General features: G+C 29.6%; 28 protein-coding genes and 1 tRNA gene. 4 read left to right on the top strand and 25 right to left on the bottom strand.

What is annotated here, in order from left to right:
* Positions 1-107: 107 nt before the first annotated feature.
* The 21 genes from KQI88_RS15180 to KQI88_RS15085 form a co-directional block, all read right to left on the bottom strand.
* A complete protein-coding gene (locus tag KQI88_RS15180; RefSeq protein ID WP_216418751.1) occupies positions 108-848 on the bottom strand; it encodes a stalk domain-containing protein in 741 nt (246 codons plus the stop codon).
* A 561-nt stretch (positions 849-1,409) separates the two neighbouring features.
* Positions 1,410-1,823: a hypothetical protein gene (locus KQI88_RS15175; protein ID WP_216418749.1), complete on the bottom strand. Its 414-nt coding sequence runs from the start codon at positions 1,821-1,823 to the stop codon at positions 1,410-1,412.
* 119 nt (positions 1,824-1,942) lie between these two features.
* Positions 1,943-2,317 (bottom strand): hypothetical protein, encoded by a 375-nt coding sequence (locus KQI88_RS15170; protein WP_216418747.1) that lies wholly within the window; start codon positions 2,315-2,317, stop codon positions 1,943-1,945.
* A 302-nt stretch (positions 2,318-2,619) separates the two neighbouring features.
* Positions 2,620-3,009, bottom strand: coding sequence for a hypothetical protein (locus KQI88_RS15165; protein WP_216418745.1), 390 nt, complete (start codon positions 3,007-3,009; stop codon positions 2,620-2,622).
* A gap of 359 nt (positions 3,010-3,368) precedes the next feature.
* The gene (locus KQI88_RS15160) at positions 3,369-3,563 is read right to left on the bottom strand and encodes a hypothetical protein (RefSeq protein WP_216418743.1); all 195 of its coding nucleotides are present in this window, start codon (positions 3,561-3,563) and stop codon (positions 3,369-3,371) included.
* Positions 3,564-3,870: 307 nt separating this feature from the next.
* Positions 3,871-4,098, bottom strand: coding sequence for a GNAT family N-acetyltransferase (locus KQI88_RS18520; protein ID WP_330656258.1), 228 nt, complete (start codon positions 4,096-4,098; stop codon positions 3,871-3,873).
* Positions 4,079-4,294: a hypothetical protein gene (locus KQI88_RS18515; RefSeq protein WP_330656251.1), complete on the bottom strand. Its 216-nt coding sequence runs from the start codon at positions 4,292-4,294 to the stop codon at positions 4,079-4,081. Before KQI88_RS18515 ends, KQI88_RS18520 begins: the two co-directional genes overlap by 20 nt.
* 154 nt (positions 4,295-4,448) lie before the next feature.
* Positions 4,449-4,895, bottom strand: a complete 447-nt coding sequence (locus tag KQI88_RS15150; protein WP_216418741.1) for a hypothetical protein — start codon at positions 4,893-4,895, stop codon at positions 4,449-4,451.
* A 119-nt stretch (positions 4,896-5,014) separates the two neighbouring features.
* Complete coding sequence (locus tag KQI88_RS15145; RefSeq protein WP_216418739.1) at positions 5,015-5,365, bottom strand: DUF4181 domain-containing protein; 351 nt, start codon at positions 5,363-5,365, stop codon at positions 5,015-5,017.
* Between the two features lie 174 nt (positions 5,366-5,539).
* Positions 5,540-6,340, bottom strand: a complete 801-nt coding sequence (locus KQI88_RS15140) for a DNA adenine methylase (protein WP_216418737.1) — start codon at positions 6,338-6,340, stop codon at positions 5,540-5,542.
* A 41-nt stretch (positions 6,341-6,381) separates the two neighbouring features.
* On the bottom strand, positions 6,382-6,774 hold the full coding sequence (locus KQI88_RS15135; protein ID WP_216418735.1) for a single-stranded DNA-binding protein: 393 nt from the start codon (positions 6,772-6,774) through the stop codon (positions 6,382-6,384).
* Complete coding sequence (locus KQI88_RS15130) at positions 6,767-6,937, bottom strand: hypothetical protein (RefSeq protein WP_216418733.1); 171 nt, start codon at positions 6,935-6,937, stop codon at positions 6,767-6,769. The genes KQI88_RS15135 and KQI88_RS15130 overlap by 8 nt, the downstream gene beginning before the upstream one ends.
* Positions 6,938-7,043: 106 nt before the next feature.
* On the bottom strand, positions 7,044-7,934 hold the full coding sequence (locus KQI88_RS15125) for a hypothetical protein (RefSeq protein WP_216418731.1): 891 nt from the start codon (positions 7,932-7,934) through the stop codon (positions 7,044-7,046).
* A 38-nt stretch (positions 7,935-7,972) separates the two neighbouring features.
* Entirely contained in the window at positions 7,973-8,668 is a 696-nt protein-coding gene (locus KQI88_RS15120; protein WP_216418729.1) for a hypothetical protein, read from the bottom strand.
* Complete coding sequence (locus KQI88_RS15115; protein ID WP_216418727.1) at positions 8,665-8,886, bottom strand: hypothetical protein; 222 nt, start codon at positions 8,884-8,886, stop codon at positions 8,665-8,667. Before KQI88_RS15115 ends, KQI88_RS15120 begins: the two co-directional genes overlap by 4 nt.
* Positions 8,887-9,048: a hypothetical protein gene (locus KQI88_RS15110; RefSeq protein WP_216418725.1), complete on the bottom strand. Its 162-nt coding sequence runs from the start codon at positions 9,046-9,048 to the stop codon at positions 8,887-8,889.
* Between the two features lie 12 nt (positions 9,049-9,060).
* The gene (locus KQI88_RS15105; protein ID WP_216418723.1) at positions 9,061-9,213 is read right to left on the bottom strand and encodes a hypothetical protein; all 153 of its coding nucleotides are present in this window, start codon (positions 9,211-9,213) and stop codon (positions 9,061-9,063) included.
* A 327-nt stretch (positions 9,214-9,540) separates the two neighbouring features.
* Complete coding sequence (locus KQI88_RS15100; RefSeq protein WP_216418721.1) at positions 9,541-9,786, bottom strand: helix-turn-helix domain-containing protein; 246 nt, start codon at positions 9,784-9,786, stop codon at positions 9,541-9,543.
* 11 nt (positions 9,787-9,797) lie between these two features.
* The gene (locus KQI88_RS15095; protein WP_216418719.1) at positions 9,798-10,526 is read right to left on the bottom strand and encodes an antA/AntB antirepressor family protein; all 729 of its coding nucleotides are present in this window, start codon (positions 10,524-10,526) and stop codon (positions 9,798-9,800) included.
* Between the two features lie 531 nt (positions 10,527-11,057).
* Positions 11,058-11,270, bottom strand: a complete 213-nt coding sequence (locus tag KQI88_RS15090) for a hypothetical protein (protein ID WP_216418717.1) — start codon at positions 11,268-11,270, stop codon at positions 11,058-11,060.
* Positions 11,271-11,292: 22 nt separating this feature from the next.
* A complete protein-coding gene (locus KQI88_RS15085; protein WP_216418715.1) occupies positions 11,293-11,487 on the bottom strand; it encodes a helix-turn-helix transcriptional regulator in 195 nt (64 codons plus the stop codon).
* 221 nt (positions 11,488-11,708) lie between these two features.
* Between KQI88_RS15085 and KQI88_RS15080 the strand changes: the two genes are divergently transcribed.
* Genes KQI88_RS15080 through KQI88_RS15065 form a run of 4 tightly spaced genes read left to right on the top strand, consistent with a single transcriptional unit; the run spans position 11,709 to position 13,777 of the window.
* Positions 11,709-12,095, top strand: coding sequence for a helix-turn-helix transcriptional regulator (locus KQI88_RS15080; RefSeq protein WP_216418713.1), 387 nt, complete (start codon positions 11,709-11,711; stop codon positions 12,093-12,095).
* A 14-nt stretch (positions 12,096-12,109) separates the two neighbouring features.
* Positions 12,110-12,565 (top strand): ImmA/IrrE family metallo-endopeptidase, encoded by a 456-nt coding sequence (locus KQI88_RS15075; RefSeq protein ID WP_216418712.1) that lies wholly within the window; start codon positions 12,110-12,112, stop codon positions 12,563-12,565.
* 59 nt (positions 12,566-12,624) lie between these two features.
* The gene (locus KQI88_RS15070) at positions 12,625-12,885 is read left to right on the top strand and encodes a hypothetical protein (protein ID WP_216418710.1); all 261 of its coding nucleotides are present in this window, start codon (positions 12,625-12,627) and stop codon (positions 12,883-12,885) included.
* Positions 12,878-13,777 carry a tyrosine-type recombinase/integrase gene (locus tag KQI88_RS15065; RefSeq protein WP_330656257.1) on the top strand — a complete coding sequence of 300 codons (900 nt, stop codon included), beginning with the start codon at positions 12,878-12,880 and terminating at the stop codon, positions 13,775-13,777. The genes KQI88_RS15070 and KQI88_RS15065 overlap by 8 nt, the downstream gene beginning before the upstream one ends.
* 54 nt (positions 13,778-13,831) lie before the next feature.
* On the opposite strand, the gene KQI88_RS15060 is transcribed toward KQI88_RS15065, so the two are convergent.
* From KQI88_RS15060 to KQI88_RS15045, 4 genes are all read right to left on the bottom strand, one after another.
* Positions 13,832-13,928 (bottom strand) — tRNA-Sec (locus KQI88_RS15060).
* Between the two features lie 119 nt (positions 13,929-14,047).
* Positions 14,048-14,599 carry a biotin transporter BioY gene (locus tag KQI88_RS15055; protein ID WP_216418706.1) on the bottom strand — a complete coding sequence of 184 codons (552 nt, stop codon included), beginning with the start codon at positions 14,597-14,599 and terminating at the stop codon, positions 14,048-14,050.
* Positions 14,600-14,760: 161 nt separating this feature from the next.
* Complete coding sequence (rluF, locus tag KQI88_RS15050; RefSeq protein ID WP_216418704.1) at positions 14,761-15,450, bottom strand: 23S rRNA pseudouridine(2604) synthase RluF; 690 nt, start codon at positions 15,448-15,450, stop codon at positions 14,761-14,763.
* 111 nt (positions 15,451-15,561) lie between these two features.
* Positions 15,562-16,467, bottom strand: coding sequence for a GerMN domain-containing protein (locus KQI88_RS15045; protein ID WP_216418702.1), 906 nt, complete (start codon positions 16,465-16,467; stop codon positions 15,562-15,564).
* Positions 16,468-16,471 lie beyond the last annotated feature (4 nt).

Here is a 16,471-nt window from a genome sequence, read left to right as displayed (position 1 = left end):
AAGAGCCTGTTGGCTCTTGAAAAAATTTTATCTACATATTCAACATTAGCGTTATTCAGTATATCTACAGGAATTTTTACTAAGTTTATATTATGTTGAGTTATATTTTAATAATATCTTAAATTTTTAATTGCAATAGCTCCTCCGCCATACTGACCATTCGGTGTTTCTAAATATAATTCAAATCTTGCACTTAATATGTTCTTTGCATCAATCTCAAACTTAATAGCATCTGTTCCTAATCTGATAAGTTTACTGTCATAAATCATATTATCATTACTATCATATATTCTAACTCGTCCGCTAACTTTTTTATTACCTTCATAAGATTCATGATGCTTACCAAATTCATGTAACATTTCTATAGAACCAGCAATTTTATCAACACTTCCATTTAAATTATATTTTATTGATTCTTTATAATATTGTTTATCTGTCTCTTCCACAGGATTTCCCCAGTTAAAATCAGTAACCAAAGCAATACCTTTAATATCCTCTCTAGTTGTAATCAGTGATGAAACTTCAGCAAAAGGTTTTTTGTAGAAATAACTAGCTTCTTCTTGAGTATCGCCTATAAATATTGTACCAGTATTTCCGTCCCAAGATACCTTTTTATCCATTGATTCACTTATATATCTTATTGGAACATAAGTTGTTCCGTTATAAACAAAAGGCATATCTTTTTGTTCTTTAGGAGTTTTATCTTCTCCATCAATTATAATCGTTTTGACTACATTATTAAAAACCTCAATTAAAGATCCTTTGCTAGCTGCATATACTCCTGCAGAGCCAAAAACAGCACCACCAACAATTACTCCAGTTAAAAAACCTGCAAATTTTCCTTTCATTTTTATTCGCTTCCTCCTTGAAAATATTATTGTCTAATTATTATGGTCTAATATTAAACATTCTACATAAAAGGAGAATAACCTACATCTTTCGTGCGTCAAGTTTCGACATTCACTTCTGACACACTTTCCAAAAACAAGTATAGCCCACTCCTGTCCACCTGCTCCATTCGCATCTATGACATTTAGAACTTTCTATTTCATCCTGTCTTTTCTTTTCTCTTTCTAACTCTTTTTTATAGAGTATATCAATGTATTTTTCTTTCATGGCATCACCTTATTTAATTTTTCGCATTAAAAAACCCCGCCATTTCTGACGAGGTTTTAATAAGGGAGAAATTTGCTTGTTTATTTTTTTACAACTTAAGTATACTAAGTTATAGTTACAGTTAAGTTACTATTTCATGTCTTTTTGATTACGTTTTTTTACCAACAAAAAACCACCGCATAATAATATGGGCGGTCGGCCACTATTAGTGACCCATAATTTTGAGAGGAGGACATTTCCTTACACTATCATAATATCACATTTAATTTTAAAAAAAGTGCCATAAAAGTGCCTTATTTTAAACTTGCACTAATCTTTTTTACATAATCTAATGAGTAGTCTAGTTCATCTGCTATCTCTTGTAATGACTTTTTCTCTACTTCTTTCATGTATGCCACCTTATAATGTAATCCCTCTAGCTGTTGTAATCTTGCATCAATCTTTTGTATAGTCCTAATAGTATTCTTTAATCTTTCTTCCTCTAAGTAAATCATACTGTCCAATTGCATAGTTTCCGCTAGCACATCCTCTAATGGTCTTGGAGTTATCCCTACTCCTTTATCTTTAGAATAATCTATAGCAGCTATATCTACTGGACCTCTTAACTCCTTAGCTAAAAGCTTTTGATTTTGTTTTAATTGTTCTATTCTATCCTCAATTATTTCCTTTTCTAATTGTAGATCCTTATATGTTTTTATCCCTAGCATCTTATGCCCCCTTTTTAATTTATCTGTACAGAAACCTTAGATTATCACATAAAAAACACCGCTTATCCATTTCTGAATAATACGGTATTAAAGTAAAATATTTAGTTCTGACTATTATGTTATGCATTAAATGCTGTTATCCAAAAACATACTGCTGCTATGATAGATAGAGGAGTAACAATAAATTTTTCTTTTTTACTATTAGATAATGCATTCATTATAGAATTTAATGACAAATAAGCAGCAAAGAAAAAACAAATCATTTTTGTAGCCTTCAATGAAAATAAAAGCGATATAATACCTCCTGCTTGTAAAATGATTACTATTGCAAACAATTGAACTAAAACAGATATAGCGCATACTATCCTAAATTGTATTGGCATTACTTTATATTTACCACCGAGTGCAAATTCACCTAACGGAAATCCTAGTGCTAGCAGAACATATATTATTGTGGCTATACCAAATACTAAAGCACCTAAAATTGATATCATATCTTTATCCCATCTTTCCATAATGAAAATAATCTTTGTTTCATATCATTCTACTGTTTCAATTTATTTATATGAAGATTATAGCATATATCATTAGTTTATTTGCATTATATGGTAAATATTTTTATTTTTCAATACCGTATTATTCAGTTTTCAAAGAACATCTTTTTGCTTTAAAATTTAATATCTAAAGCTTATTTTTTTCATTAGTTACAACTATATCTTGTAATGCGACATAAAAAATACCGTAAATTCATTTCTGAATAATACGGTATTTATAGATAATATTTTATTCATCCTATTTATTCTACAGCCAACTTCTTTTGCTCTTTTAGAGCTATTAATAGAGTACAAATAATGAATATTAATAATGTTCCACGGCTCAGAGACAAACCTATCAGAGCAGTCATAAACAAAAAATATGCAATTATTTTTTTCCCAATTTTCTCATTAAACTTCTCATTTGGATACTTAATATTATACGAACTCCAAAATAATAATGTTAACCCAACTCTTGCAATTACTCCCAAAACAGTTCCTAACAAAATTGCAAACAATCCTATTAGTGAATCCTCACTCCCTCTATAAGTCTGGTATGAAACACTGATGTTTAATATCAGAGTAGCAAGTGTGAATCCTGTTAATACAAGTACAGACATTTTGATTAAATTTATTCCCTTAATCTTTTTCATTTCCATAATCCACCTCATAATCAACAGTCATATTAATGTTAAATATAATTACTAGTTCAATTTATCATACAAGAAAATTATACCATATTTTCCACACTGTTATAATGAATTTCTATTTTTCAATACCGTACTATTCAGTTTTCAAAGAGCATTTTTTCTTAATTAGTTCGCAATATCTTCATTAGTTGTAGCTAATTCTTGAACTACAACATAAAAAATACCGCATATTCACTTTTGAATAATACGGTACTTTCATAAATTAAATATTTAATTTTATTTTCGTTATATTTTAAAATTGTTCCCTTAAAGTTAATTTAATCTACTCTACAAATTGAAATTTATCGTGCTTCACATTATGCTCATTTTGTCGTATTCTTTACACACCATATAATATTTGCAATTAGTAAACCAAATGATAGACCAAAACCTGTTCCACTTATTGAGAAGAAAGTGTTATTTCTCATAATTATCGAAAAAACAACACCTACCAAGGAACCAATTATCATTCCAATGACAAGATATTCGGCAAGGCTATTATCTTTATTATTGTTCAAGTCAATACCTCCTATTATATAAATAATCAACAAACAATTTAATACAATTATGAATTAATTATAACACTTTTTCTTAATACCGTATTATTCAATTTTCAAAGAACATTTTTTATTAATTACTTCACAATATCTTCATTAGATGCAGTTGCACCTATTTCTTGTAATGCGACATAAAAATACCGTAAATTCATTTCTGAATAATACGGTATTAAAGTAAAATATTTTATTTTTTAGGTATTACGCTTTAAATAGATAGTACGATATAAATATTAGTTTTTACTTCTTCACAATAAAAGAATAAGATGAATTAAATGTTTTTTTTCATATAATATCTCTTATGACCTTGTGGACAATCATCTAATACTCCATATATATCATATCCTTGTTTAATATAAAAATCTTTTGCTTGAAAATCAAAGGTATCTAGATGTACAATGTGACAACTATACTCTTTTGCAGTTTTCTCTATTTCACCTAACAATTGAGAACCAAGACCTTTACTTCTATGTTCCTCTTTAACCCATAAAGCATCTATATATACATTTCCAAGCGTAATATATACAATTTATTCCTGCTATAATATTGCCCTTATCATCTTGTATGTGTCTATTAATTTTAGATGATGGAATAGATAATTCAAACGGTACATTTGATTCATTATATTCACAAATTTTGTCCTCAACAAAATCAATTTCTTTTTTTGTACTTTCTACAATTTTATAGTTACTCAACTATTATCCCCCTTTTATTTTATGTATAGTAAATTGTTATGCCATACATTGTTGATATCAGTTAATAAATATATTCTTTGTTGCACACTTTTCATCTGTTACGTCTAAAAAAGATGATGAGATATAGCTATTATTTAAATACTTACAAAATTTCTTATGGATGACTTACATAGACATGTGAGATTTTACCATAATAATCGCTTAATTTTACAATAGCTACAGTAGTCGGAAATTCTATGTTTTCCCTATATTCAGTAGTATGTTTTATCATTATTCCAATGCCATAAGCTTTGTCTGGTACAACTTCAATGATTTTAGGTATTTGATTGTTTGTTATGAAATACTCATACCTCTCTTTACCTAAATCAACACTACCACTAAAGCTTATTGTCTGATTCGGATGATCATTATCTATAACCGCTTCCCTTTCTCTTATCCATTTATCTACTTCGCTTATTTCATTCTGAACTTCTTTTGGAGCATTTTCAAATAAAATTATTTCATAACTCATTTCCTTATTTGCTTCCCTATTACAACCTACCAAAAATAGACTGCTACAAATAATTAATGCAACACCTAAGATGATATATTTACTTCTCATAATATCACTCCTTTTTATAATTCTTTTTATGTATAAAATCAGTAGTATTAGGTATGCATATTTTACATCTGTTACGTCTAATAAAGATGATGTGCAACAACAAATTCCTTATGTCTTAACTAAATAACATATGATTCCCTCTCAAAAAATAATAATAATATTATTAAAAGTAATAAAAATTCGCCACTATATAAGACATTTAGAATGTATAATTTTGAGTCTTTATCAAACTTCCATTCCATCAAAGCACGAAAAGCAAATAACAAAATAAACAGAATAAAAGTATAAAGTGCATTAATAAAAAGCGATAATATTATTCCTGCGATAAGCAATACTTCTAACCACTTATGCAATTTATTAAAATGGTTGAATAGTCCTTTTGGATCTCTAATATCCAACTTGTTCTTTAAAATTTTTTCTATCAGTGCTATCAACACTATATAAGCAGGCAAAAAAATCGAAAGTCTCATTTTATTATTCTTCCTCCTATTTCATATTTTTCATCTAATCCGATTTATCTAACAAGAAAATTATACCATATTCTCTATATTGTTATAGTAAATTCTTAATTTTTCAATACCGTATTATTCAGTTTTCAAAGAACATTATTCTTGCTTTAAACTTTAATATTTTGTGATGTGTAATTATCCAAACATTGATATTTGATTAGATAATTTATAATTGGCCCAAACTATTTCTATTCTTCTTCTACCTTGCTCTGCTTGAGTTGGTATTTCTTTTCTGCCCCAACCTTCTAGCAAATCATTGTATAACTCTGAATTATATCCACTTAGCAATACAGGCCCTGAATGACCTTTTAAAGCTTTTATTAATTCCTCATGCTCCTGTTCCTCAGTCATTTCCACGTTGTAGTATCTTTGTTTCCTGGTACTTAGTAAATATGGCGGATCTACATATATTAAACAATCTTTCCTGTTATACTTTTCTATAAGACTTATTGCATTTGAATTTTCTATTTCTGCATATTTTAATCTTACAGCTGCTTCCATTATTTTTTCAGTAACTTTGTTCCAATCGCCAGTGACTCTCTGTTTGCACGTTGCTCCTAACACTGGACCTGCATGTCTCCAGCTGGAAAAATAATATTGCATACCTGCTCTAGCCATATTTGCTCGAATTAAAAATTGCATCGCCTTTTCTAAATCTGTTCCGGACCTATTGTAAGATTCTTTATATTCTTCTCTGCTATATGGTGTGAAGTAAACTAACCTCGCTAGTTCATCTGGATTATCTCTTATGCACTTAAACAAATTAACTACTTCGCCATCTAGGTCATTTAGTATCTCCGTATTACATGGAGCCTTTGAAAAAAATACTGCTCCCGACCCAAAGAATGGCTCTAAATAGATTTTATGTTCAGGCATTAAATCTACTATTTTATTTGCTATGCTCCACTTGGCTCCAGGCCATTTTAAAACTTTCAATTTCTGCACCCCCTTATGTCGCTATTTCTTCATATTGTGTCTTAGAATGGTATATCCTCGTCATCGTCTATAGCTTGAAATTCATCATAGTTAAAATCCCCTGTAGAATTGCCCTCCTGCTTCTTATCTCCCCACTCTAAAAACTCTACGTTATCCACAATTACTTCCGTAACATATCGTTTTTCTCCAGTCTGAGCTTCGTATGATCTGCTCTGTAGTCTTCCTTCCAATCCTACTAATCTGCCTTTTGCAAGATAGTTAGCACAGTTTTCTGCTCGTTTATCAAATGTAACCACATTAAAAAAGTCTGCTTCCTTCTCTTTTGCAAAAAGTCTATTTACTGCAATACCGAATTTACATACTGCTTTTCCACTTGGAGTGAAACGCAACTCTGGGTCCCTAGTTAATCTACCAATTAAAATTACTCTATTCATACCTAACCCCTTCCTCCTTCGCTAATTTGTATGCTCTGTTTAGCTTTGCCTTTGCTAAATCTACTTGTAGTATAGCTATGTCAACATCATCGCCAGTTGCATTTTGAAACGTATTTTCAGCTATCTCTAAATCTATCTTCGCTTGTTGCACTATCTCTAACATTTTAAAACCTCCTTAGCCTATGCTATCACTTCCCAAAATGATTTACCGTTCGCAACTTGTCTTACTATTTCGTCTAAGATTTCATCTAGCATTTAATCCCTCCTAGTCACGTTTGCTCTAAACGTCTTTTCTGATTACTTAATATAAGCTGCTCTAATTCATCCGCTGTATATTTATCACCCCTGCTTTTAGCAAGATGGAATTTAGTTTTATGTTTTGCTGGTTGATTAATTGATTTAGTCGGCTTATTTTTCTGTTGACACTTTAGATATAGTTGGTCGAATTGTTTTCTTAACTTTGAAGTGCTTAATATATTAGTCATCCAAAAATCATCTTTTTGAGCAAACTCAATTACTGCTTTTATATCTTCTATTGATCTACTATCTAATCTAATCATGTAGTCTATATGCTGTGACCATTTATCCATTTCAATATCGTTTGGCACTTTGATTTTAGGATTATTTTTTAATATGTGCTTTCTAAGATAATCAGCTAAACGATATTCGATAGAATCTACTGGAAATTTTAATTCTCCTTCATCTTCACAAGAAGATATAATATTATTATCATTATTCTCATTATTATCATTATTGTTTGTGTCTTCTTGTGGTCTTTCTGTGGTCTCCGCGTGGTTTTGTTGTGGTTCTCTTGTGGTCTCCTTATAGTTTTCTAAAGTTTGATAATCGTTGTAATTGCAAATTGTTAAGGTGGTCTTTTTTTTGTCTGTTTTTTTTATTAACATTTCATCTTCTTCAAGTAATTTTAGAAAGTTTCTTAACTTAGTTTTTGACCATCCCCAACGTTCCATAAGCTTTAATTCAGAAGTAACAAAGCTACCTCTTTGTATTTCTATTAACTCGCTACCTAATAGAAATTTATTTTCTTGGTGGTTTGCCATCATCAATAAATCAATCCATGCTGAACGTTTATCAAAAGGCTTTTCCTGCCATATCCAATGGTCTCTTATTCTCCTATGGAGACTTATCCATCCTTTCATTTTTTGTCCCCCTTTCGGGCAGGGCTATCGCTAGTCCTTTATCTCTTTTTCAACCATTCCATAGTTGCTTTCCAATCATCTTGTTCTAGTTCTTCAAAACTGCTTACATTTCTAAAGTTGCAAATATATTCTTCTGCAACGTTTTTAACCCTCGCTAATTCTCTAATAGCATCTACTTTAGCTTTATCTAACTTCTTATTTGGTTCTTCATCCGTTGTTTCTGTTACTGTCCTTTGTCCTAATTTGTATCTAACATTGCCTTTATCGTCCTTAATTTCTAATGCTACTATTTCTCTTTTATCGTTATAAGCTATTTCAGATACATGGAACTTAGTTTTAACACTTATTTTATTGTTGTACTTGTTTATGTCATTGCTATTTAACTTAATCCATATAAAAGGCGCTGTATAGAGTTCTCTACCTATTCCTAAGTTGAAACAAGCTCTTTTAAAACTGTCTGATGCTTGTCCCTTTTCTTTTTCTGTATAGCTTTCAACTCCAACATCTTGTTTATTAATCCACATTTGTTTTTCTTCATCCCAAACTGATATAGTGCAAAATAAGTTATTGTTTATAAGCTCATGTTTTCTTTGCCATCCCATTATTCCAAATGTTTCATCTAGTATTCTCATGTCACATCTAGCATCTTTATAAAGAAGTATGGAGCAACCATTCTCTTTTACTGTTTGAACCCTGCACTCAATTTCATCAGCCATTAATGTTCTGATATTCATTGTTTTACCTCCCAATAAAATTCTTCTACAGGTTTAAAATTTTCCGCTTCTTCCCTGTTTCTTCTAGGCATACGATTAATTTCTAACTGCTCTGTTGCCCTTCTATCCATTTCTTCTTCCATTTCTTTTAATGCTGCATAATTAGCCTTATATTCTTTTCTAGTAATTGCATAGCTTATTAATAATTGTCTATCAGACATTTCTTTAATATTAGGCATTTATCTCACCTCGTAATATTTTTCTTTCCAATAGTCTGCTTGTTCCTCAAAATACTCACGATCATGTTTTTCTTTGTAATACTTGTCCTCTAGTTCGGAATAGCTTTCATCATATAGATACGATTCTAATTTTTTATGAATAAACAATAGAACTCTATTCATGTTATATCTCTCCTACTTTGGCTGTTTTAATTGCTCTTTTAGAATTTCATTTTGTCTTTCAAGATAACTAACCTCATCCTTAAGTCTATTTATTTCGCTTATTAGTTGTGATACAAAGTAATTTATATCTGCTTTGATTTCTTGCATTTGTTGATCGTTAAGCATTTTAATCCCCCTAATCTATGTGCTGCTATATCCCTGCAAACTCCGCTGTATGTGCAATGGATATAATTTTATCGTGTCCATCATCTCTATAACTATTTATGGTATAACTTTCATTTTCTTCGTTCAATTTTGATACTAAAGGCTTGTTTAGCTGTTTTAATATCTACTTGTATTTCCTCCCTTTAATTGGTATAATAACGTTAACTTAAATTTTTATGTGGGCCTTTTCTGTTGCAGCAGATTGGCCTTTTTCTATTTCCGCTAATCTTCTTGTTGCCTTAGTTAAATCCCTAACCTTTCCTTTGAAAATGAATAGCTTTACCATGGTTAAACCACTCCTTTCTTATTTCTATCTAACCAGTTATTTAGATGCTCTTTTTTAAATATATAGCTTGTACCATTTCTTACGTGTTCAATTTGTCCTATTCTTGCAAATTGTAATATTGTAGAATATCCAACTCTTAGATATTCTGCAGCTTCTTCTGATGTAAAAACTTCTTGGTTCATTCTAGTTATTTTTTTATTTAGTGCTTTCATTTCATTTACTAGTTCAGCTAATAAATTTTCATTCATTTTTGATCCTCCTATGCTATTTTTTCTAATCCATCTAAAATTTCTTTAATATCTGTTTCATAAAGCTTTAATGCTACTTTATATAAGTTATCTAAGTGACCGAATTTTTCAGCATACTTTATAACAGACAATTGGTCTTTCTTCTTTTTCTGTTTCAAGTTGTAACCTTCACATCTAGCCTTTAAATCAACGGAGTAAGTCTCTTTAAATACTCGATATAATTCATTCCATCTTTGTTGGAAGTTTGCTTTTTTATATTTAACTACTCTGTTCAATACATTTCTTTTAGTTAGGATGTCTACATCCTCTGTGATACCTTTTATAACTTCTGTTTTGTATTCTACTTGTTGTTGAAGTTCGATTACTTTGCTTTTATATTCAAGTAATGTATTATCTGCCATTTTTAAAGCTCTTGCCATTACTGCTTCTGGACTGTTCCACTGCTTTTCTACTTCTATGAAATAATCTCTTATCTCCCATGCTTTTTCTCCCCCAGAGACCATGCATATATGTTTTGCTATATCTAAAACCACAGCATAATCAACACTTGGTCTTCCGCCTGTACTTTCCACCCTAAAAGGTGTAAAGTCTACTCCTTCTCTTAATTTGAGTCTTTCAATTTGATTTTTGAACCAGCTTGTAAAATCTTTACTAATTCCTAGTCCTTCATGTAATGTTCTAGCACTTACTATCTGCTGTTGCTTCTCATTGACATCAATTTCTATCATTAGATTTTGCATTGCATGTCCTCCTTCATTTTAAATGCTATCTATAGTAAAATTTGTTTAAAAGGGGGTATAATTATGATTAAATTTTTATGAGACTTAGACCTTGATAAAATTCCTATTGGATGGAAAAATGTATATCAAGATTCTCTAATAAACAATCCCAACGGAAATACAATTAAATTATTCTCAAGTAACTATGATGGCACAGTAACTTCTGAAGATTATTTTAGTCATCCTATAAAATGCAAAGAATTAATATATGACTTATTTAATAAATATAAGTCAGAAGCGAAAGAACTATATGAAAACCAAGATAAATATAGTTTTAAACAAGTTGTAAATGAACTTTTTAAACTTGATGCATTACTGTTTCACTTATTAAGCGATTGGGTTGCTTCAGATGAATATCATGAGGACACTATATTTAATCCTAAAGATTACGAAACTTTACATGAAACATCTTTAATTTCTTGTTATTTGGATAGCGAATCATATGACTTAGATTTTATAAATAAATATGGTAAATATAGACTCATAAATTTTCTATAAATTATTCTGGTGCCACAATTGAATGTTATTAAAAAAATCTAATAACTTATTAATATCTACTTTGGCACCTTGTCCTTTTTTTAATAGATATGCTTGTCTTTTACTTAAACCCAGTTCATGTGAGATATGAATCACATGCATTTTGTTAATAACATCATTAAATTTTTCTCTTAAATCACTTTGATTTTCTTGTCCTACTCTCTCCACTCTTCTCACCTCCTTATTTAACTTACTGATTAACTTGAAATACTTTTTCCACCTTCTCGTCTAGCGCCAAGGATATTTTTTGCATCACTTCTAAACTAGGGTTTGTCCTTTTACCTTTTGCCAGTAAACATATGTAGGTTGGAGTTAATCCCGTTTCTTTAGCTATAGCCCCATAACTCAAGCTTTTTCTCCGTCTTAGTAAATCTATTTTGTTCATTATTTCACCTCTTTTTTCTTTTGTTTATAAACTACATGTTTATAATAACGTAAATTACAAGTTTATCACAATGCTTAAATAAACTCATAGTTTATTATATTTAAATTAAACTATAAAGTTATATCTAACCTTTACTTCTTTTTTCTTACTTTTTCGTTGACTTTTATTAACTATGAGTTTATAATTTATATAAACAATAAGTTTATATAGGAGTGTACAAAATGCTAGGTAATAATATAAAAGAACTAATGAAAATAAAAAAAATATCTTCAAAAGAATTGGCTGATATTGTTGATGTTAGTCCTACTCATATAAGCTATGTTATAAACAATAAAAGACAACCAAGTCTTGATCTCTTAGAAAAACTAGCAGCTGCACTTGAAGTATCTGTTGATGACCTTTTTAAAAAAGATATAGATATTACTACTAAAAAGTCAAATGAAGATATAGAATATACTACAGTTAAAGATATAAAAGATAATAAAAATACTAGAGATAAAGATATAGATACTATAGCGGCTCACTTAGAAGGTAAGAATTTGACTCCTCAAAAGATAAAGCTATTAGAACAGTATATAGATGCCTTATTTGATGAAGATGACGACTAAGGAGGTACAGGGGGATGAGGTACGAAAGACTAATAATTGAGACAGAAAAAGAAGTAAAAATAAAAGAGAAGCCTCTAAAATATGGGCTTAAGGGATTATATAAAAATAGAAAAATAATAATAGATAGCAGATTAAAAACAACTGCCGAAAAAACGTGCATTCTAAGCGAAGAGCTAGGACATCATTTTACAACTGTAGGAAACATTATAGATCAGTCTAAAATAGAAAATAGACAACAAGAAAGAAAAGCTAGAGCTTGGGGATATGAAAAACTTGTAGGAATTATTAACTTAGTTAATGCGTATAAAGATGGGGTTAGAAGTAGATTCGAGTTAGCTGAGTACTTAGAAGTAACAGAAGATTATATAGAAGATGCTATAAAATATTATAAAGAAAAGCATGGACTTTATTGTGAAATAGATAATTATATAGTTTATTTTGAACCACTAGTTGTATTAGAAAAACTTTAATAATACATATATTTTTTTATTTTTTAAATCGAACATACGTTTCGAAGGGAGGTGATATTATGAAAAAACATAGAATATTTGTTTCAGACGGATTTAACTTAGATGGGACAAGACGGAGGTTTTCTAAAACTGTAGAAACGGATTTAACAGGTAGAGATTTAGAAAAATTCCTAACTATCAAAAAGTATGAATTTGAAGATGAAATAAAGGAGAAATCTATATCTTATAACGATATGGCTAACAAATCTTTTTCTAATTTTGTGAGATGGTGGTTAGAATATATAAAATTAACAGAGCAAACTAAAGAATCATATATATAATCTTAATTATATTGAAAAATATATTGGCAATAAAATTCTATCTAATATAAAACAAAGCGATATGCTTAAATTGCTGGACATTATAAAAGCTAAAAAGAATAAAAATACAGGGGAGCCTATAGCTGAAAGAACAGTAAGAAACTACATGAATATATTAAAGGCTTTGTTTAGAACTGCTATGGAATTAGAAATTATAAAAAAGAATCCGATTGAAAATATTAAATATACTGTTGATGATTATCAATTACAGAATAACTATTATGATCTTGACGATATAAACAAAATGATATTTGCTCTTGATGATGAGCCTTTAGTATATCAGTTTGCAATCCTTCTAACCTTATCAACTGGATTAAGGCTAGGGGAGCTTATTGCACTTACTGAAGATGACTTTAATCGTGAGGAACATTATATAACAATATCTAAAGCCTTATCTGAAACCAAAGGCAAAAAAGAATATTCACTTACTAAGACTAAAAAGATAAGGGTAGAATATTATCCAGAAGAGTTAGAACAGCTACTAGATGAGCATTTGGAAATTGAAGCTCTTAAAAAGCAACAATTAGGAGTAGAAAACAATTTAATATTTACAGGTATTAAGGGTGATTTTATAGCAAAGAAAACTATTTCAGATTGGTTCAGAAGGTTTTTAATTAGAAATGGATTAAAACGTATTACTTTTCATGGATTACGTCATACAAGTGCTACGATGCTTTTAGCGAGTGGTATACCTCTTAAGAATGTTGCAGAGCGATTAGGACATTCTCGTGCGTCTACAACGGCAAATATTTATGCTCATGCTATACCTAGAATTGATAAAGATGCAGCTAATGTTTTTTCCAATATTTTATCAGGTGGCACGCAGGACAAAAACTTAAAGGTTGTTAAGTAAATTTTATCAATAAAAAAAGACTTGCAAAAATCCTGCAAGCCTTGAATCTACTCTTGGCGGGAGTACGTGGGAATCGAACCCACCCAAGAGGCTACTAACCCCTCGCGCTGGTTTTGAAGACCAGAGGGCACACCAGCACCCATCTACTCCCATTTATAACTGATTATTGACACCAATAGATTATAACATACATACTTTTTAACTTCAACATACTTTTGCATTTTTCTACAACGTTCTCCATTAAATAAATTTAATATATTTACTTATTTCTTAAATACTATTTAATTTTAATGCAATTATAGATGCTAGTGTAGCCTTAATTATATCTCCCACTATGAAAGGAATTACAGCAACTTGTAGAGTTTTTATATATCCCATATTTAATACATAGCTCATATATGTTGCTCCAAATAAGTAAGTAATAGGCATACCTATCAAAATAGTTACTAATAAATATCTGACTAAATTTATTTTTTTACCTTTTAAATAGCTTATTGCAATAGCTGAAAATATAAATCCAATTATAAATCCACCCGTTGGACCAAATAATGCTCCTAACCCACCAATTCCACCTGCAAATACAGGTAACCCGATGACACCTAATAATATAAACATTACAATAGATATAACACTATGTATAGGTTTTAAAGTTAAAGCTATTAAATTGACTACTATGGTTTGTGCAGTAATCATTATAGGGGTAAAGGGTAATGGAAGTAAAATATATGATGATATGCAGAGTAATGCTGTACATAAGGATATTTTTGTCATTTCACTTATAGATATTTTTGTAGCTTTATTTATATTTGCTTTTTCTCCCATAATTATACTTCCTTTCGCTAAATTATTTTAATATATTAATCATCTAGACAAAATAAGTATAACCGAAGTTGATATAATTAGTCAACCTATTTTTATTTTCAGGTTAACCAAGTTACAAATAATTGTACAACAATAAAAAGACCACTATATTCGTGATCTTTTCATTGTAAATTTTTCATTAATCCATTAAATTCTTCTTTGGTAAGATTACGCCACTGTCCTATTTCTAGGTCATCTAGTTTTATATTCATTATTCGTATTCTTTCTAACTTAGTTACTGTATACCCAAATGTCTGACACATTCGCCTAATTTGACGATTAAGTCCTTGAGTTAAAACAATCCGAAATACCTTATCGCTTATTTGGGTTACTTCACAAGGCTTAGTTTTTGTACCAAGTATTCTTACCCCACTTGACATTCCTTGTAGAAATGAAGGTGTAATAGATTTGTTTACCGTTACTATATATTCTTTTTCATTATTATTTTCTGCACGCAAAATTCTATTTACTATATCACCATCATTTGTTAGTAATATTAGCCCCTGGGAATCCTTGTCTAATCTTCCAATATGAAATATCCTCTCTGGATGCTTAACAAAATCAACTATATTACCTTTTATATGTTTTTCAGTAGTACAAGTTATACCTACTGGTTTATTTAATGCAATATACACTGGTTTTCTTTTATTCCCTATAGGCTTACCATCAATTCGAACATCATCCCCTGACTCAACTGTAGTTCCAAGCTGTGCGATAATGCCATTTATAGTAACCCTGTTTGCTTCAATCCATTGATCAGCTTCTCTTCTAGAACAAATCCCAGTTTCACTAATATATTTATTAATCCTCATGTATAAATCCCTTTCTTATTTTATGAAATTGTATCTTAGAATCATATTTAATATTTCAACTTCAATATAGAATTATCCAGCCTTCTAACTTTGTTATATAGCCTCTAGAGCTTATGGAGAATTATTGAACTTTATACTATTGTTAAAAAACTTTGGTAAATCTTCAATAACTATTTTCCACTCTCCATAATGATTTATAAATTTAAACTCTTTGTTTTTGTAATAAAATTCATCACCAGTCCAAGTTTTTTCACTATAGTCAAATTTAACTACTATAAATTCATTGTATTCAATCATTTCATAAGAATAAATATTATATTCTCTAACTCCTTGTTCTTTTTGGAAATGATAGTACATAGAATAATCAATATTTACGTTAGATGGATTATATAAAAGATCAAAAGCATTCCGATAATCTTCATTTTTTATAAAATTAAAATAATCTTTTACTACTTCTATGGGAGTTCTAATAGGATTATTAACTAAACTTAAATTTTGCTTATATGCATAGTCCAAAGGCATATACTTTTGTAAAACTCCTTCTTTTTCTCCATCCACTGATATTTGTACACTTTTAATAGTTTTAAGCTCAGTTAATGAATTTACTATTGAATATATGGCCAGTATCTCATTGTTACCACCAAATTGCATGTCTGACTTAAATTCATTAGATAAATTAATATAAGCAGTACCATTTTTAGTTACTACAGAGTACAGTTTAGTAGTTGCAGGAATTACAGCTATTTTTTCTTTATCAATAGGTCCTTTAATCAATTCCTCTAAAATTATTCTTTCTCGTTGTTCCACTGTATGTTCAATAACTCTATTTTCCCTAGTTAAATATTGTTTTCCTCCATCAGGAAAATATAGAGTTATAAGTTCAACTGTCTTTTCAGGTATTGGTGCTATTTCTACCTTTAATTCTTCATTAATATTATTATCCTTATTTAACATAATTCTATTAACTGAAATGACTAGAACGACTATAAGAAGTAAATATATCAGAATTTTTTTCATATAA

The sequence above is a fragment of the Alkaliphilus flagellatus genome (assembly GCF_018919215.1).
Taxonomy (GTDB): Bacteria; Bacillota; Clostridia; order Peptostreptococcales; family Natronincolaceae; genus Alkaliphilus_B; species Alkaliphilus_B flagellatus.
The sequence above is the reverse complement of the archived record's forward strand: the minus strand, read 5'-3'. Positions and strand labels throughout refer to the sequence as shown.

Bases quoted from the DNA above. Each gene is read 5' to 3' on its own strand.
- KQI88_RS15100 (WP_216418721.1), bottom strand. From the start codon at position 9,786: ATGAATGAAAATTTATTAGCTGAACTAGTAAATGAAATGAAAGCACTA.
- KQI88_RS15135 (WP_216418735.1), bottom strand. From the start codon at position 6,774: ATGAATAGAGTAATTTTAATTGGTAGATTAACTAGGGACCCAGAGTTG.
- KQI88_RS15150 (WP_216418741.1), bottom strand. From the start codon at position 4,895: ATGAGAAGTAAATATATCATCTTAGGTGTTGCATTAATTATTTGTAGC.
- KQI88_RS15095 (WP_216418719.1), bottom strand. From the start codon at position 10,526: ATGCAAAATCTAATGATAGAAATTGATGTCAATGAGAAGCAACAGCAG.
- KQI88_RS15180 (WP_216418751.1), bottom strand. From the start codon at position 848: ATGAAAGGAAAATTTGCAGGTTTTTTAACTGGAGTAATTGTTGGTGGT.
- KQI88_RS15045 (WP_216418702.1), bottom strand. From the start codon at position 16,467: ATGAAAAAAATTCTGATATATTTACTTCTTATAGTCGTTCTAGTCATT.
- KQI88_RS15105 (WP_216418723.1), bottom strand. From the start codon at position 9,213: ATGCTTAACGATCAACAAATGCAAGAAATCAAAGCAGATATAAATTAC.
- KQI88_RS15125 (WP_216418731.1), bottom strand. From the start codon at position 7,934: ATGAAAGGATGGATAAGTCTCCATAGGAGAATAAGAGACCATTGGATA.
- KQI88_RS15080 (WP_216418713.1), top strand. From the start codon at position 11,709: ATGCTAGGTAATAATATAAAAGAACTAATGAAAATAAAAAAAATATCT.
- KQI88_RS15165 (WP_216418745.1), bottom strand. From the start codon at position 3,009: ATGAAAAAGATTAAGGGAATAAATTTAATCAAAATGTCTGTACTTGTA.
- KQI88_RS15175 (WP_216418749.1), bottom strand. From the start codon at position 1,823: ATGCTAGGGATAAAAACATATAAGGATCTACAATTAGAAAAGGAAATA.
- KQI88_RS15085 (WP_216418715.1), bottom strand. From the start codon at position 11,487: ATGAACAAAATAGATTTACTAAGACGGAGAAAAAGCTTGAGTTATGGG.
- KQI88_RS15130 (WP_216418733.1), bottom strand. From the start codon at position 6,937: ATGTTAGAGATAGTGCAACAAGCGAAGATAGATTTAGAGATAGCTGAA.
- KQI88_RS15110 (WP_216418725.1), bottom strand. From the start codon at position 9,048: ATGAATAGAGTTCTATTGTTTATTCATAAAAAATTAGAATCGTATCTA.
- KQI88_RS15070 (WP_216418710.1), top strand. From the start codon at position 12,625: ATGAAAAAACATAGAATATTTGTTTCAGACGGATTTAACTTAGATGGG.
- KQI88_RS15055 (WP_216418706.1), bottom strand. From the start codon at position 14,599: ATGGGAGAAAAAGCAAATATAAATAAAGCTACAAAAATATCTATAAGT.
- KQI88_RS15115 (WP_216418727.1), bottom strand. From the start codon at position 8,886: ATGCCTAATATTAAAGAAATGTCTGATAGACAATTATTAATAAGCTAT.
- rluF (WP_216418704.1), bottom strand. From the start codon at position 15,450: ATGAGGATTAATAAATATATTAGTGAAACTGGGATTTGTTCTAGAAGA.
- KQI88_RS15145 (WP_216418739.1), bottom strand. From the start codon at position 5,365: ATGAGACTTTCGATTTTTTTGCCTGCTTATATAGTGTTGATAGCACTG.
- KQI88_RS15120 (WP_216418729.1), bottom strand. From the start codon at position 8,668: ATGAATATCAGAACATTAATGGCTGATGAAATTGAGTGCAGGGTTCAA.
- KQI88_RS15170 (WP_216418747.1), bottom strand. From the start codon at position 2,317: ATGATATCAATTTTAGGTGCTTTAGTATTTGGTATAGCCACAATAATA.
- KQI88_RS15075 (WP_216418712.1), top strand. From the start codon at position 12,110: ATGAGGTACGAAAGACTAATAATTGAGACAGAAAAAGAAGTAAAAATA.